This is a genomic window from Pseudomonadota bacterium (assembly GCA_030859565.1).
In the GTDB taxonomy this organism is placed as follows: domain Bacteria; phylum Pseudomonadota; class Gammaproteobacteria; order JACCXJ01; family JACCXJ01; genus USCg-Taylor.
In genome coordinates, this window is the sequence record JALZJW010000091.1 from 1 (window position 1) to 15,650 (window position 15,650).

The window sequence follows — 15,650 nt, forward strand, 5'->3', positions numbered from 1 at the left end:
ATGCTGGGTGCTCATAACCGAAACGGGCCATATCCAGGGAGTCGGAAACATGACCTCCCGTCTCGTCGGCGAGCTGCTGCAGCGCCGAGTCGGTGTAATAATGCGCAACGATCACCGCTTTTCTGTCGCTCAGCAGGCGCTTAATCGTGCCCACCAGACGCGCGCGTTCCTCCGCGTCGAGCTGCTCGGTCACCGTTTCCGGCACCTCGTACGAACGTGTTTCGACCGGGTGGCGCTCTCGAATCGGACTAAAACTGATCATATCTCTAGGATTCTAGCGGAAACTCGATAATATTGCGTACCGGCGCGCCGCTCTGTTATTTGACACGCAAACTACGTGATTAATTCCACCGAGTAGTATTCGCAGCTTGTGAACCTGGATGATGAACAGCACGACGCCGGTGGTGAGCGCGGGGTGAGGATAGTCGTAGATTTGGTGCATACCACGCTAATCACCGCGCGCCGTACCCCGCACGGCAATCGATAACTCACGCAGTTGCGCATCGGGGACAGCCGCGGGAGCGGCCGTGAGCGGACAGGCAGCCGATTGCGTCTTCGGGAAGGCGATGACATCTCGGATCGAGGAGGCGCCCGCCATCAGCATGACCAGGCGATCCAAGCCGAACGCGATCCCTCCGTGGGGCGGACACCCAAAACGCAGTGCTTCGAGGAGAAAGCCAAATCTCTCTTGCGCTTCCTCCTCAGCTATCCCGAGCAGCCGGAACACCGCTTGTTGCACCTCGCGGCGGTGGATACGGACGGATCCGCCTCCGATCTCGGTGCCGTTCAAGACCAGGTCGTAGGCGCGGGACAGACAATCGCCCGGCAAGGTCTCCAATTGCGACGCCTCGCCGATCCTGGGCGCGGTGAAAGGATGATGCAACGCTTCCCAGCGTTGCTCTTCCTGGTTCCACTCGAACATCGGGAAGTCAACCACCCACAGCGGTTTCCAGTCACTCACGGCGACGGATAAATCCTGTCCGAGCTTTAAGCGCAAGGCGCCCAGCGCTTCATTCACGATCTTGGCTTCATCGGCGCCGAAGAAAACGAGATCGCCATTCTCCGCCCGTATGCGATCGAGGATGCCATGAATGACCTCATCGGGGAGAAATTTCAAGATCGGCGATTGCAACCCGTCGCGGCCGCGTTCGCGCTCGTTGATCTTGATATAAGCGAGGCCTTTCGCTCCGTAGATGGCCACGAAATCCGCGTAGCCGTCGATCGTCTTACGCGTCAGTTCCCCTCCGTGCGGCGCCCGCAGGGCGGCCACGCGGCCGCTCGATCGATTCGCCGGAGCGGAGAAAACCTTGAGTTCGACCGACTTAACGAGATCGCCCACATCGACCAGCTCCAGGGGGACGCGTAGATCGGGCCGGTCGGTTCCAAAGCGGCGCATCGCCTCATGGTAGCTCACGCGCGGGAACTCGGCGGGAAGCGCTACGCCGAGGGCGTCTTTAAACAGTTTCCTAATCATCTCCTCCATGAGCGCGGTGATCGCGGTCTCGTCCATGAAGGAGGTCTCGATATCGATCTGTGTAAACTCCGGTTGACGGTCGGCGCGCAGGTCCTCGTCGCGGAAGCAGCGCACGATCTGGTAATAACGATCCATGCCCGACATCATAAGCAACTGTTTGAAAAGTTGTGGGGATTGCGGGAGTGCGAAGAACTTTCCGGGATGGGTGCGACTTGGGACCAGGTAATCGCGCGCCCCTTCCGGGGTAGCCCGCGTCAGCATCGGGGTCTCGATTTCCAGGAAACCATGCTCGTCGAGGAAGCACCGCAGAATGCGGCAGACCTGGGCGCGCAAGCGGAGGTTCCGCTGCATCGTGGGACGCCGTAGATCCATATAGCGAAACCGGAGCCGCGATTCCTCATGGACGCCCTCTTCCTCGAGCTGGAACGGCGGCGTCTCGGCGCTATTGAGGATTTGTATGGCCTGCGCGAGGATTTCCACGGCCCCGGTGCTCAAGCTGGGATTCTCGGTGCCGGGGGGTCGCGGCCGCACGCGGCCCTTCACCCCCAAGACATACTCGCTACGGACACGCTCGGCGACGCTAAAGCTTGCGGGGGTACTCGGGTCAAAGACGATTTGGACGAGCCCTTCGCGGTCGCGAAGATCGATAAAAATCACACCGCCGTGGTCACGCTGATGGTGCACCCACCCGCAAACCTCGACCTCTTTGTCTATATGCGCAAGATTCAATTGCCCGCAGTAGTGACTGCGCACCGTACCCCCGACGCTCGCTTTGCAACGAAAACGGCAATGGTACCGTTCATTGGGGCCGCGGTGTCAATAGGGCCGCACCCCAACGCCCGCTTCAAAACGAAAACGGCAACGGTTCGGGCTAGTTCAGACGAGTGCAATGCGGGCTGATCAAACCCTCGAGAGCTGTTAAAGACAAACGAGTGTGCGGTCGCTATTAATCGGCCGTTGTGGTCGGCGATTTCGATTCGACCGAGGCACTCGTGCTGGACCCGCTTCCGGTCTCCTCTTTTAAAGCAGCGGCTTTTTCGGTCTTATCCTCCCCTTTTTCGCCGGCTTGCGTGCCCTTGTTCTTGAAGTCCGTGGCGTACCAGCCCGATCCCTTGAGCCGGAATCCGGCCGCCGAAACCAATCTTCTTAAGCTTTGAGCATTACAGGTGGGACATTGCGAGAGCGGCTCATCACTGATCTTCTGTAAGACCTCAACACGCTGGCCGCAATCGGCGCATTCATACTCATAGAAAGGCATGAGAAACTACTCGTCTTGTGGCTCCATTATACCAACATAACGGCTACGGCTGAAAAATCAAGAGCGTCCAGCGCGGCGGCGCCGGCCCGCCGGCCTCGCTGCAGAGATCTATGAACCCGTCGTTCGCTTTTTTCTCCGTTGCGTATTCGGTATCATCTCCTCCGCTCGATACACGGGCCGTTAGCTCAGTCGGTAGAGCAGCGGACTTTTAATCCGTTGGTCGCAGGTTCGACTCCTGCACGGCCCACCAACAGCGAATTGGAGGGCCTACACGCTTAGCGACCTCTGTCATCGCCCGGCTTTGTGTTTATCCCACAGGTCTAACGCAATGATGGCTGCCACTAATACGGCAACGATGGCAAGAGCGAGATAATCGGACATTTAGTCCTCGCCCTCGCGCTGGCGCTGCAATCCCAGCAGCCGCTCGTTGATCTCCTGCAGAGTGTCGGTGTGCGTGCCTAGCACGCTGACTATTGTTTCTAGGTACGTCCGGAATACGTCGAGCTGCGATCGAAACACGACAAACTCGGCTCGCATCAAGGCGAGCTCGCGGTCGCGCTTCTCATTCTCGGCGCGGATCAGGCGCAGTTGATCGAGCACGTGGTCGGCGCTCACAGCAGCTTCACCAGCGCGGCGACGAGCCCGGCTTGTAAAAACAGCATGCTGGCGACCCATGCCTTCAGCCGCTGCTCAACCTCCCGCAGATCGGCCGGCGGACAACCTGTAGCGTATCGAAGATGATCGTAGTCATCGTTCCGTCCTCGGGGCGCCAAGCAGGCGAGCCTTCGGCGCGGCCAGCTTCGCTGGCGCTCGGGTACTCACCCCCGCGCCTGGCTTTCCTCCTTGATTTCGATTGCTGCCTGGAAAATCCCAGACTCTCATGATTATACGCTGGCCTATGACAGGCTAAAAGCTCAAACCCGGCCGGCCCAAAACAATCGAACACCCGCTCTAACGCCGCACGCTTGGTCTGAACGCTCAGATGCGGTCTCCGTCCTTGGTTTCCGGCAATCATAGGCAATCGCCACGCACGTCGGCCTGGGTGAGGGCCTGATGGTGAACGAAGCCTGTGCGCTGCCCAGCACCGACACCGCGGAAGCCTGCCTCAAGGAGCGTTGGACCCACCTGAGTCTCTTACACTACCACGCCGCGCGCCCCGACGAGCCCAGTATTTGCTAATTCAAAGATGAGTCTGAAAGAAGATAGTAAAGCCTGGCCTCCTAGGGTGAAAGAGTACTGGCCTCCGGGGATAGCTGGGGGCGTCGGGAGCCTGGGCGGTGCGACGAGGTTCCGGGGCGCAATTCGCGGCCACCGCGCGGCCAGGTGGTCTCTCCCGGAGGGAGAGGGAGTTAACCGAATTCCCATAGATTCTGCCGAGGAGCCAAAAATCGCCTCGGCGCGGAATCACTCCGCATTGATTCAATGGCGATACGCTCGCATAATCTCCCGACGACTAACAGACGAACCATTCGAAAGGAGGCGGTGTGGCAAAACTTCCGATTCGGCTCAAGCGCAACACTGACGATCCACTCAAGGCGCAAGTGGTGCAGCAGATAAGCGATTTCATCAGAAGCGGTAAGCTTAAACCGGGCGCGGCGCTGCCCTCGACCCGCTCGCTCGGTGAGCAACGCGGTATCAGCCCGGAAACGGTGAGGCGGGCTTATGTGCAGCTTCGGGAAGCGAAGCTGATAGAGCGTGATAAGAAGGCGGGGTACCGGGTGCGGGGGAGCAACGCGAGACGGATCCCGGCGGTCACAACGCCCTCGGTAACGAAAGCCCGTCCGGTCTCAAAAGCGACTCGGTCGCGCGCGGCAAAAAGAGCACCGGCGGCGCAGCGAACCTAGCCTCGAACGCCTGGCCGGCCCGATCGCATCGGGGATCCTGAACGGTGCCGCCGCACTCGCCTCGGTAAGCGGTCGGGCTCTCTGGACCGTTTCATCCACCTGAACTCTATGGATGCGCTTCCTGCGGTCGATTTCAAACCGCCGTCAGGCAGATGATTGAAGTCAAGCCCGAGAACCGATCCTTCGCGCTGCCTAGCGTCGCCCATGATCGAAGATGAGTCGGAACCGCGGCGATCTAACAGGCGTGAAAGGAATTACCGGCAATCTCGTAAGAAACTAAGGCTTCGAGTCCTGTTCCATCGGATGCTTGCCGGCGTACCTGCGGCGGGCGTCGAGGTACCCTGTCAGGAGGTGAATATGGAAAACGTCAAACAAGTCCAACACGTGTACCAGAGCGCCTCTACGCGTTGGGTGGGCAATGGTTTTCACGTCCGCAATCTTTTCCCGAGTAACGACTTGGGCCAACGAATCAGTCCTTTTCTCTTGCTGGACTATGCGGGCCCAACCGATGTCTCTCCCACCGACACGCCGCATGGCGTGGGCGAACACCCCCACCGCGGCTTTGAAACGGTGAGCATCGTTTATCAGGGGACATTGGCGCACCGGGATTCCGCCGGGAATCACGGCACCATCGGCCCCGGGGATGTGCAATGGATGACGGCGGCTTCGGGCGTTGTGCACGAAGAGATGCATGAAAGGGAATTCGCGAAGAGAGGGGGTACATTGGAGATGGTTCAATTATGGGTCAACCTCCCCAGGGCCCTTAAAATGTCGCCGCCTCGCTATCAAACCCTGCTGAAAGAACGGATCCCCGTCATCGATCTACCCGAGGATAGCGGCCATGTCCGGGTGATCGCCGGTGAATTCCGCGCCATCAAGGGACCGGCCAGGACCTTCACTCCGATCCATCTGTATGACCTGCGACTGAAGGCCGGCCATGCCACCGAGCTTACGCTGCCTACTGGGTATAACGCGGGGGTGTTCCTGCTGAAAGGGAACATTGTCTTGAATGGCTCGCATTCCGTAAAAGGAGCCGAGTTGGCTTTGTTCGGCACTCAGGGGGAGCGCGTTTCAATCGAAGCCAAAGAAGACCTACTATATTGGCGCTCAATGGCAAGCCGATCGACGAGCCGGTGGCAAGAGAAGGTCCCTTTGTGATGAATATCCAAGAAGAGCTCGTGCAGGCAGTAAGCGACTACAGGACGGGCAAGATGGGCCATTTGCATTGAGCCACCGCCCAACTTGCCACGGCAACATTGGCTTGCCCGAACAGAGGAGACTTTGAAGGAGTCCCCGATGCCCGTGGCTTTATCCGCAGCCACCTTCATTCAACTTGCTCTTGGACCGCGCGCTTGTTTCTTGCCCACGGATCAGGGACCGCTCCCAGGCAGCAAGGACGGAACGAACTTGAATCTCGACCTGCCGGCGGGCTTCGTGCCGCTCACAACCTTCTGCGAGCAGCTTGTCGTAGGAAGTCTTGTCGTGGCGGACATGTGCGATGACAGCCAACCGCACAGCCTTTTCGTCGAGAGCCTTCGCTGCGGCAGATCGGCCCACCCGGCCGCTGTACCGGAGACAGGCGTGCTCCGCGACCACGCGCTCGGTACCGGCAGGGCAGTCAGAAAACATCTCGCGCACACGTCGTGCAAAACGCTCGACGTAATCTTGGTCGACTTTCGCACGGCGCTTAGCCTCGCGCTCACGACGGCGCGAACGCGCTTCACCATCGGCGAGGCAGTCCGCTTCGGCCTTTATCAGTGCCGATTCCTCGACCAGAACGCCTTGTCGCTCATAGCGGTTTCGGGCGCGGCTCCACTTGAGGACAACAGCAGAGAGCGTGGAGTACTTACGCGCGCGACGGGTCAGAGTCGCCTCCCCAGGCCGCTGGAAGACGAGATGATCAAGGTCAGCGCAGGCAAGGCACTGCGCACCACGTTCCCCGGCGAGGGTGATCCATGCGCTGCTTCCCAGCGGCTCCCTGCACTCATCGCATGAGGATTCGCCAGTCGCGATGAATACCTTGAGGTGCGGTTTCTCGTTCATTGGTGCACTACCGAGTTATGCGGTGAGATCAGCCTTTTGATCCAGTCCACGAATGCGTCCAACATTGCGGCCCGGACTTGCGAATCCTTGCGTCCGGTGGGTGCGGGCACATGAAACGAATGATCGGCGTCGGCAAACTCCCTGAGAGTTGCACGCGCGCCGAACTGTTTGAGAAGCGCCTCTAGCAGCTGCAGGTCGGCAAACTCATCACGGCTTCCCTGCAGAAACAGCATCGGGATTTGCACATCGAAAAGGTGTTTACCGCGCTCGTCCGACGGCCGCCCCGGCGGATGAAGCGGAAACCCCAGGAATACGAGACCGCGGACTCCGGACAACGGCGACTCTGCTTGCGCCTGCGAAGTCATGCGCCCGCCGTAAGACTTGCCGCCCGCGAACAGGGCGAGCCCGGGAGCCAGGCGCGACGCCTCCGCCACCGCGGCACGGACGGTGGCCTGGGCAAGCCTGGGCGCGTCCGGCCGCTTCGATCCACGCTCCATGTAGGGAAACTGATAGCGCAGCGTGGCGATGCCGCGCTCCGCAAGCCCGGCCGCGACGGCTGACATGAACGGGTGCGCCATCCCCGCCCCCGCGCCGTGCGCCAGCACGTAGCAGGCGCGCGCCTGCCTTGGTGTTTGCAATAGAGCGGAGACGCGCTGGGTATCGTCAACGGTGATCGACACGGACTGCGCGATGTAGACCTTCATGCGGGGCTCGATCCGAACCGCATCAGCGCCTGCGCATACCCCGGCGCCGTCGGTTCGTGCATGAAGTACACGTACGTTTCGCGCCAAGCGGTAGCCGCGAGCCGGTCCGCCCACTGCTTTAGATCGGCGTCCGAGTAGGTTTCGAGCCGAAGCCGGACGTAGCCCCAGGGCGCCGTTTCCACCAGAGGCGGCGGCGCGTTGTCTTCGCGTTCGGAGAGCACCAGCGCCGTGCCCGTGCTTCTGAGCGCGTCGTAGACATCGTCGGAAAACCAGCTCTCGTTGCGGAACTCGAAGGCGGCGCGGTGCTCCTTGGGCAGTAAGCCAAGAAACTCCGTGAGGCGTGGCAGGTCCTTCTTCAGGAACGGCGGCAGCTGAAACAGCACCGGGCCGCGCTTCTCGCTCAGTGCGGCCAGGGTCTTGTAGAGATAGGCGACCGAATCGGCCGCCTCGTCCGCCTTGAGCCGCGCCATGTGCGTGATGCGCCGTGACGCCTTGATCGCAAAGCGGAAGTCTTGCGGCGTCGAGCTTGCCCAGTTCTCGAGCACATCCTTCTTCGGCATGCGATAGAAGGTGTTATTGATCTCCACCGTCGGCAGTCGTTCGGCGTAATACGCCAGCATGGCATCCGGCTTGATGTCCTCGGGATAGAAGCCGCTCTTCCATTCCTTGTAGGAGTAGCCGCTAGCACCTGCGAAGATCTTTGAGGCTGTCATAATATGTACGGCCTTGTTTTTACTCGGTTCTGCTCAACTTCTTAGAATACGGCATGACGAAAAGCAAGCTCAGCGAATACTCCGCCAAGCGGAGCTTCAAGACAACGCCCGAACCTGCCCCAGCGCTGGCCGAGGGGCGTGGCGGGCCGCTGCTGTTCGTTGTCCAGCAGCATTCGGCCCGCCGGCTGCACTACGACTTCCGGCTCGAATGCGACGGCGTGCTCAAATCCTGGGCGGTTCCCAAGGGGCCGTCGCTCGATCCCGGCGAAAAGCGCCTCGCCGTGCACGTGGAGGATCATCCCTACGACTACGGCTCGTTCGAGGGCGTGATCCCGCCCGGACAATACGGCGCAGGCGAAGTGATCGTCTGGGATTGCGGCGTCTACTCTCCCGACGAAGGCGGCCAGACCTGGTTTCACGATCGCAAGCAGGCTGAGCGGCAGGTCCGGGCAGGGGTGGAGCAAGGCAAGCTCAGCATCCAGCTGCGCGGCGAGAAGCTCAAAGGCTCCTTCGCGCTGGTGCGCACCAAGGACAAAAAGACCTGGCTCCTGATCAAGCACAAGGACCGGTTCACCTCCCAGGACGATGTCACGCAGAAGAACCGCTCGGTACTCTCCGGCGTCGCGGTAGAAGATCTCAAGGTCGTTCCCGCGCATCGGATCCCCGCCGCGCTGCTCGTCCCGGCCGGCGAGGCCGAGGCGATGCCGGAAAAGCTCGCGCCGATGCTCGCGGAAGTCGCCGACGCGCCCTTCAACAAGGCTGACTGGATGTGGGAGCCCAAGCTCGACGGCTATCGGGTGCTCGCCTTTATCGACGAGCATGGCGTGAAGCTGCGTTCGCGGCGCGGGCTCGATTTGTCCGGCAGCTTTCCGGCCCTCGCCGCGGAGTTCGGCAAACAGGCCGTAAGGGGCATGATCCTGGATGGCGAGATCGTGGCGTTCGATGCGAGCGGCAGGCCCTCGTTTAACGCGCTGCAGAACCGCGTGCAGTTGAAGACTGAACGGGAGATTGCAACGGCGGACCGGAACGTGCCCGCGGTGTTCTACTGTTTCGACCTGCTGTATTTCGCAGGCATTGACCTGCGCAAGGCGCCGTACCGGGACCGGCGTCGCTATATCGCGCAATGCCTGCTGTCAACGCCCCTTGTACAGCTCGTGCACGCATCGGAAGACGGGATTGCAATGCACAAGGCGGCGCTCGCCAGCGGCTTCGAGGGCGTGATCGGCAAGCGCAAGGACAGCCGCTACGAGGCCGGCCGGCGATCGGCGTCGTGGCTGAAGATCAAGCCCACACGCAGCGCCGATTTCGTCGTCGGCGGCTACACGAAAGGCAAAGGCTCGCGTGAGCCGCTCGGCGCCCTCCTGCTCGGCTACTGGACCAAAGCCAAGCTGCACTACGCCTCGCATGTCGGGTCCGGTTTTGACGACAAGACGCTCGCGCAGGTCAAGGCGCGGCTGGATGGCCTGCAACGGAAGACCTGCCCCTTCGCCAAAAAGCCGGAGCTGAATGGTCCGGCAATCTGGGTCGAGCCCCTGGCCGTCGCCGAAGTGAGCTTTCAGAGCTGGACCGAGGACGGCTCGCTGCGCGCACCGGTATTCCTGCGGTTGCGCGATGACGTCGATGCGAAATCGGTGCGGCGCGCCAAGCCCGCCCGAGCGTTGGCGGGTCCGCGTGCCGACTCCCGCGCCGGCGGCGAGGTCGAGGAGATCCTGGCACAACTCGAAAACAGGAAAACCGCCTTCCCGCTCGCGGTGGGCCCGCACCGGATCCACCTCACGCACCTCGATCGTGTCTACTGGCCCGCCGATCCGGCGCTGCAGCAGCCGGCGCTGACCAAGCGCGACCTGCTGCGCTACTTCGCGCAGGTATCGCCCTACATCCTGCCGCATCTCGCCGATCGGCCGCTCACCATGATCCGCATGCCGGATGGCATCAAGAAGCAGCGTTTCTTTCAGAAGCACTGGGAGCAGGAGCGGCCGGAGTTCGTCGAGATCATTACCGTGTTTTCGGGCCATAAGGATGAAAGCCACGAATACCTGCTGTGCAGCAACCTGCCGACGCTGCTGTGGCTCGCACAGTCCGGAACGCTTGAATTCCATGTCTGGCATTCGCGCGCGAAGCCCGGACCCGACGCGGCATCAAAAAGCACCGACTACGCCTCCTCGCTCGAGGCGCTGGAGGCCTCGGTGCTCAACTATCCGGACTACGTGGTGTTCGACATCGATCCCTACATCTATTCCGGCAAGGAAGCGAAGGGCGCGGAACCCGAACTGAACACGGTCGCTTTCGAGAAGGGCAAAGAGGTGGCGTTCCGGCTGCGCGAACTCCTGCAGACCATGTCGCTCGAGCCCATCGTCAAGACCTCGGGAAAGACCGGCCTCCACGTGTTCGTGCCGATCCGGCGAACGCTCGATTTCAACGCCGCGCGCCATGTGTCGGAGCTGGTCGGCCGCCACCTGATGCACCTGCACCCCAAGGACATCACCCTGGAGTGGAGCGTGCTCAGGCGGACGGGAAAGATATTTATGGACTACAATATGAACGTTCGCGGCAAGACCCTGAACGTCGCCTACTCGCCCAGAGGCGAGCCTGGGGCGCCGGTGTCGATGCCGCTGAGCTGGGAGGAACTTGCAGGCGCACATCCGCTCGATTTCCGGATCACGAGCGCGGCGCAGCGCCTGATGGAGACGGGCGATCGCTGGCGCGACGCCCTGGCCCGCAAACAAAGCCTTGAGCGGGCGCTGAAGCGCGCCAAGGCCTGACGGTTTGTGAAAAAACCGTCGCGAGCGAAGGGAGGTCGAGTTCCGCCGGAGCGCAGGAACCGGAATGTATGTTGAAATACATGAGGATTCCGAGCACCGCCGGAACGCGAGATCCTGAGCGCAGTAGGTTTTTTCACAAACTCTGACGGAATCGGAGGTAAAACATGGCTGCACGATCGATTGGCTCGTTGACCATTTCGTTCGGACTCGTGTCCATTCCGGTGAAGCTTTATTCCGCCACCGAGGCGAGCCGCACGATCTCCTTCAATCTCCTGCACAAGGGCTGCGGCTCGCGCCTCAAGCAGCAGTATGTCTGCTTGAAGGAGGAAGTGCCGGTGCCGCGCGAGGACATCGTGAAGGGTTATGAATTCGCCAAGGACCAGTACGTGATGTTCACGCCCGAGGAGCTGAAGGCGCTCGAAGAGGCGGGTACGCACAGCGCCGAGATCACCGAATTCGTGCCGATCGAGGCGATCGATCCGGTGTACTTCGACAAGGCCTACTACCTCGCGCCGGACAAGGGCGGCGCCAAGCCCTACGCGCTCTTCACCCGGGCGCTGCGCGAATCGAAGCGCTGCGCGCTCGGCCGCTGGGCGGCGCGCGGCAAGCAGTACATCGTGATGATCCGTCCGGTCGAAGATGGTCTCATCATGCAGCAGCTGCTTTACGCCGCCGAGGTCAGGTCGATCAAGGACATCGAGATCCCGAAGACCGAGGTGAAGGACGCCGAGCTCAAACTCGCGGAGCAGTTGATCGAGCAGCAGGCCTCCGACAAGTTCGATCCCGGTGCATACACCGACGAGGTGCGCGCCCGCGTCGAGGCGGGGGTGCAGAAGAAGGTCGAGGGCCAGGAGATCACCCTGGCCGAGGAGCCCGAGGGCGGCGCGCAGGTCATCGATCTGATGGAAGCGCTGCGCGCCAGCCTCGAGAAGAAGGTGCCCGCCAGGGCGCGAGCGCCGCAGGCAGAAACACGAGCTGCCACGCGTAAGCCGCCCAAGCGCGCGCAGGCTGCCGAGCCGGCTGCGCGCAGGGGCGCCAAGAAATAGCCCAAGCCTGGCAAGAGTCTGTCATGCATCAGTATGGCGTGCGCGACGTCGAAATGCTGCTGCGCCTGTCGCGCAGCACGATTCGGTCGCTGATCGCGGCCGGCTTCGTATCCCCCGCGCGCGGGCCGCGCAGGACCTGGCTGTTTTCCTTTGAGGATCTGATCGTCCTGCGCACCGCCCAGACGCTGGTCGCCGCCAATGTGCCGCGCCGGCGGATCACCCGGTCGGTCGAACAGTTGCGCCGGCATCTCCCCGATACCATACCGCTGTCCGGGCTGAGCATCTGCGCGGTGGGCGACCGCGTCGTGGTCAGGGAAGGCGCTAGCCGCTGGCAGGTGGAATCCGGACAGTATCTCCTGGCGTTCGACGGCGACCCCGCCGACGGTTCACTGAGCGTGATCGAACGCAAGCCGGCATCGCCGGCGGCGAACGCGGAGGATTGGTTCGCCAGGGGCGTCGTGCTGGAGCACGAGAACGCGGAAGCCGCGATCAAAGCGTACGAGAAGGCCGTGAGCGCTGACCCGTCGCGCCTGGATGCGCGCATCAATCTCGGCCGGCTCATGCATGAAGCCGGGCGTCTTGCAAGGGCCGAGCAGGTCTACCGCGAGGCGATGAAAGCCTGCGGCAGTGATCCGCTGCTGCTCTACAACCTCGGCGTGCTGCTCGACGACATGGATCGCAACCTGGATGCGATGGAGACATATCGGGCCGCGCTGCGCGGCGACCCCACTCTCGCTGACTGTCACTACAACCTGGCGCTGTTGTGCGAAAAGCTCCAGAAGCCGCGGGAAGCCATCCGGCACATGTCGCAATATCGCCGGCTGATCGCGAGCCAATCGGAATAGTTGACTACGCCTCAGGTCCCCGAGCTCCAACAACCGAGGCCCCGGTATCCCCTAGAGCACTCCGTATTAACCGCTGTAATCGATGCCAATGTGAACCCTGCCAGTAAACCCGATGACATGCGCGGCAGACCCAAAACTCTTTGTAACGGCATACAATATCGGGCGCGAGCATGGCATGCAAAGATTGTTTGCCGATCGGCTCCAACAACTGATTACAAACACTGCATCGAGTGAAGGGACGAATAGCGCCGGCGAGGTCCAAGCGCCTCGTCACCTCTTCTAATTGCTTGCTCGGCAGAGGCGCGCGGACGTAGCAACCGTGGGTAATAGCACGGCGCATGAGTAGATCCCGATCTCGGGTAAGAACAATGCGACGCTGCGCGAGCGAGATCTGTGCAATTTCGTCATCGCGAAAATCATTCCGGTAAAGGGTGTCGAAGCCCAAAAAACGTAGGTATCTCGCCAAGGCACCAAGATGTGCATCGGCGATGAATTGTATTTTCCGGAGCGTCCGGTCCCGTACGCGCACGAGCGACATAACGTCGAGCGACTCGAACTGAGGGTAGACACTGATCCGATCACCGTCGTGGAGAACGTAGCAAAAATCCACTGATTCGCCGTTAGCTATGATTAGCTCTACTTCCGTGTGCGGGACGCCGAGTGCCTCGATTGCGTGTTTGACAGTGGCCCGCTCAGCGTAGGCATGACAAAACGGGCGCTTTCGCTGCTCGGGCCGGAGAAAGTCGTTCAATTCCTCGTAAAACCGAAATTCAACGGTAACCATAAGCGCAATTTGCCGCTTTCACCCGGTAATGACAAGGTCGAACCGAAATTACACATCCCATCGGTAAACCGTTCCGAAGCCTCGCCCGCGGAGTACGCCGCTTTACACTCAAGCGCGACACCTTATCTCACTGAAAATTAACGCCCATCGCTAGACCTAACTAGCCATGGCACAGCTGTTGCCGAGTGGAAATAGATCAAATCAAAAAGCAAGTTCGGAGGGTCATCATGAATCGGGAAGAGATTAATTCCCTTTGGAGAAACGAGCTGTCAGCGATTGAGGCCTATCAAGAAACCCTAGGTGCCAAAGAATGGAAGCTTGGTGAGGGTGATCCGGAAGTTGACGAATTATTCCACATACTCGTCGATCATGTGCAAGCCGCTTCGATGCTCGGAACCAAGATTCGGCGGCTGGACGTTATTCGGGCGGCCGACGAGTTAGAGCCAAGAAATACGTTGTCCGAGTTGGGCACACTGGCCGGTGGACTGTTTCACGATGCCCATGTGTTTAGCGATAAAGCCGGGTTAAAAGTTCTAAAGCAGGGCGAGGAGTGTGGCCTCGAAGACTATGAGCATATGCTCCAAGACACGGCTATGCCACGAACCTTGAAGCCCTTGATCAGTAAGCTCGCGAGCAAGCAGCGGGCACACATACGCGCTTTGAGCGGCTTGATGTCCAAACCTTAAAACAAGGAGCCTGGGGGAGTTATGATTCGTGGCAAGGCGAGCGACTGAGTTATTCCCGTATCGGCATATAAGGGGTTCTCGTGGATTGATTCGTCCGTATCAATCCACGTTGACAGCGATGCTGCGCGTAATAGATGGCGCTATTATCGCCGGGAGCTTATGGGCTTCCTGTTCGATGTATGGGGTGCAGTGGCTAGTCCAATATAATTGGGTGGCCATTTGCGCGGTAGCCTTGTTTCTATGGTTCTCGGAAAATAACGGCCTCTATAGCGCTCGGCGGGGCATTCTATTACGTGAAGAGACCATCCAGGTTATAAAGGCATGGCTGTATTCCGTTGTGGGCCTGTTGCTCCTAGCCTATCTCACGCATAAATCAACGGAGTACTCGCGGCGAATAATATTAACCTGGGTTGCCCTCGCGCCTGTATGCCTAGTCGGTATACGTTGTAGTTTGCGTATTCTCCTACGCTACGTTCGCGCACTAGGATACAACTCGCGCAAGGTGGCGATCGTAGGATTAAGTGAATTAGCGGGCCGGTTGGCCCATGTAATTCATGGCAGGCCGGATCTCGGCATGGAATTGGCCGGGTTTTACGACGATAGGCAGCCGAATAATGGCAGAAAGCGCGTGGTTAACACAAACCTTGCTCCTATTCGGGGCGGTTTCGATAACTTACTGCAGGATGCACGTAGAGGGCTAGTAGACGTAATCTACGTTGTTTCGCCGTTACGTGCCGAACAGCGGGTAAAGGATCTGATTTATAAGCTCGCAGACACTACGGCATCGGTTTACGTAGTGCCAGACTTTTTTACCTTCGATCTGTTGCGCGCTCGTTGGATGAGCCTTGATGGAATCCCGGCTGTGAGCATTCATGATACGCCGTTCGATGGTGTAGACGGCGTATTTAAGCGCATGGAAGATATTATCGTTGCAAGCATTTGTTTAGGCGTTGTTGCGATTCCGATGGTGTTTATCGCCATAGGCATAAGGCTTTCCTCTCCGGGCCCGATCCTTTTTAAGCAACTTCGTTATGGCATCAATGGGGAGAAGATAGACGTTTGGAAGTTTCGAACAATGACCGTCTGCGAGAACGGAGCGAGCGTAAATCAGGCAAAAGAAAACGATCCGCGCGTCACCAAATTGGGCCGCTTCTTGCGCAGAACATCAATGGATGAGTTGCCGCAATTCATTAACGTCTTGCAAGGTCAAATGTCCATCGTCGGCCCCCGTCCACATGCCGTAGCCCACAACGAAGAATACCGCTCATTGCTGCAGGGCTACATGTTACGGCACAAAGTAAAACCTGGCATCACCGGGTGGGCACAGATTAACGGCCTGCGCGGCGAGACAGATACCATCGATAAAATGCAAATGCGACTACGATTTGATCTTGACTATATCCGATCGTGGTCACCGTATTTCGATCTGAAAATTATCCTTATTACGATATTTATAGTCGCCCTCGGAAAGAACGCCTATTAATACCCTCT

15 protein-coding genes, 1 tRNA gene and 1 pseudogene are annotated in these 15,650 nt (G+C 59.8%); 8 read left to right on the top strand and 9 right to left on the bottom strand.

Annotated elements, in window-relative coordinates; translation table 11 throughout:
• The 3 genes from nadA to M3436_13625 form a co-directional block, all read right to left on the bottom strand.
• The coding region (gene nadA / locus M3436_13615; protein ID MDQ3565123.1) for a quinolinate synthase NadA at nt 1-193 on the bottom strand (193 nt) is incomplete at its 3' end.
• 255 nt (nt 194-448) lie between these two features.
• Nucleotides 449-2,227 (bottom strand): aspartate--tRNA ligase, encoded by a 1,779-nt coding sequence (gene aspS / locus M3436_13620; GenBank protein MDQ3565124.1) that lies wholly within the window; start codon nt 2,225-2,227, stop codon nt 449-451.
• A gap of 193 nt (nt 2,228-2,420) precedes the next feature.
• Complete coding sequence (locus M3436_13625) at nt 2,421-2,732, bottom strand: zinc ribbon domain-containing protein (GenBank protein ID MDQ3565125.1); 312 nt, start codon at nt 2,730-2,732, stop codon at nt 2,421-2,423.
• A 174-nt stretch (nt 2,733-2,906) separates the two neighbouring features.
• On the opposite strand from M3436_13625, the gene M3436_13630 reads away from it, so the two are divergent.
• Nucleotides 2,907-2,982: transfer RNA gene (locus tag M3436_13630), tRNA-Lys, on the top strand.
• A gap of 131 nt (nt 2,983-3,113) precedes the next feature.
• Here M3436_13630 and M3436_13635 read toward each other — a convergent pair.
• Nucleotides 3,114-3,347, bottom strand: coding sequence for a hypothetical protein (locus M3436_13635; protein MDQ3565126.1), 234 nt, complete (start codon nt 3,345-3,347; stop codon nt 3,114-3,116).
• Nucleotides 3,344-3,505, bottom strand: coding sequence for a hypothetical protein (locus tag M3436_13640; GenBank protein ID MDQ3565127.1), 162 nt, complete (start codon nt 3,503-3,505; stop codon nt 3,344-3,346). The genes M3436_13635 and M3436_13640 overlap by 4 nt, the downstream gene beginning before the upstream one ends.
• A 711-nt stretch (nt 3,506-4,216) precedes the next feature.
• Between M3436_13640 and M3436_13645 the strand changes: the two genes are divergently transcribed.
• Together M3436_13645 and M3436_13650 are read left to right on the top strand one after the other, a co-directional pair.
• Entirely contained in the window at nt 4,217-4,576 is a 360-nt protein-coding gene (locus M3436_13645) for a GntR family transcriptional regulator (protein ID MDQ3565128.1), read from the top strand.
• Between the two features lie 357 nt (nt 4,577-4,933).
• Nucleotides 4,934-5,805: pseudogene (locus tag M3436_13650) on the top strand (pirin family protein).
• 79 nt (nt 5,806-5,884) lie between these two features.
• Here M3436_13650 and M3436_13655 read toward each other — a convergent pair.
• Genes M3436_13655 through M3436_13665 form a run of 3 tightly spaced genes read right to left on the bottom strand, consistent with a single transcriptional unit; the run spans nt 5,885 to nt 8,036 of the window.
• The gene (locus tag M3436_13655; GenBank protein ID MDQ3565129.1) at nt 5,885-6,619 is read right to left on the bottom strand and encodes a DUF2293 domain-containing protein; all 735 of its coding nucleotides are present in this window, start codon (nt 6,617-6,619) and stop codon (nt 5,885-5,887) included.
• Nucleotides 6,616-7,323, bottom strand: coding sequence for a dienelactone hydrolase family protein (locus M3436_13660; protein MDQ3565130.1), 708 nt, complete (start codon nt 7,321-7,323; stop codon nt 6,616-6,618). The genes M3436_13655 and M3436_13660 overlap by 4 nt, the downstream gene beginning before the upstream one ends.
• On the bottom strand, nt 7,320-8,036 hold the full coding sequence (locus M3436_13665; GenBank protein MDQ3565131.1) for a DUF72 domain-containing protein: 717 nt from the start codon (nt 8,034-8,036) through the stop codon (nt 7,320-7,322). Before M3436_13665 ends, M3436_13660 begins: the two co-directional genes overlap by 4 nt.
• 53 nt (nt 8,037-8,089) lie before the next feature.
• Here M3436_13665 and ligD point away from each other — a divergent pair, with 53 nt between their 5' ends.
• The 3 genes from ligD to M3436_13680 all read left to right on the top strand — a co-directional run bounded on the left by ligD (nt 8,090) and on the right by M3436_13680 (nt 12,689).
• Nucleotides 8,090-10,798 carry a DNA ligase D gene (gene ligD / locus M3436_13670; GenBank protein MDQ3565132.1) on the top strand — a complete coding sequence of 903 codons (2,709 nt, stop codon included), beginning with the start codon at nt 8,090-8,092 and terminating at the stop codon, nt 10,796-10,798.
• Nucleotides 10,799-10,962: 164 nt separating this feature from the next.
• A complete protein-coding gene (locus M3436_13675; GenBank protein MDQ3565133.1) occupies nt 10,963-11,844 on the top strand; it encodes a Ku protein in 882 nt (293 codons plus the stop codon).
• A 23-nt stretch (nt 11,845-11,867) separates the two neighbouring features.
• Nucleotides 11,868-12,689, top strand: a complete 822-nt coding sequence (locus M3436_13680) for a tetratricopeptide repeat protein (protein ID MDQ3565134.1) — start codon at nt 11,868-11,870, stop codon at nt 12,687-12,689.
• A gap of 4 nt (nt 12,690-12,693) precedes the next feature.
• Here M3436_13680 and M3436_13685 read toward each other — a convergent pair whose 3' ends face one another.
• Complete coding sequence (locus M3436_13685) at nt 12,694-13,473, bottom strand: Mut7-C ubiquitin/RNAse domain-containing protein (GenBank protein ID MDQ3565135.1); 780 nt, start codon at nt 13,471-13,473, stop codon at nt 12,694-12,696.
• 227 nt (nt 13,474-13,700) lie between these two features.
• On the opposite strand from M3436_13685, the gene M3436_13690 reads away from it, so the two are divergent.
• A complete protein-coding gene (locus tag M3436_13690) occupies nt 13,701-14,159 on the top strand; it encodes a hypothetical protein (protein MDQ3565136.1) in 459 nt (152 codons plus the stop codon).
• A gap of 175 nt (nt 14,160-14,334) precedes the next feature.
• Complete coding sequence (locus tag M3436_13695) at nt 14,335-15,642, top strand: undecaprenyl-phosphate glucose phosphotransferase (GenBank protein MDQ3565137.1); 1,308 nt, start codon at nt 14,335-14,337, stop codon at nt 15,640-15,642.
• Nucleotides 15,643-15,650 lie beyond the last annotated feature (8 nt).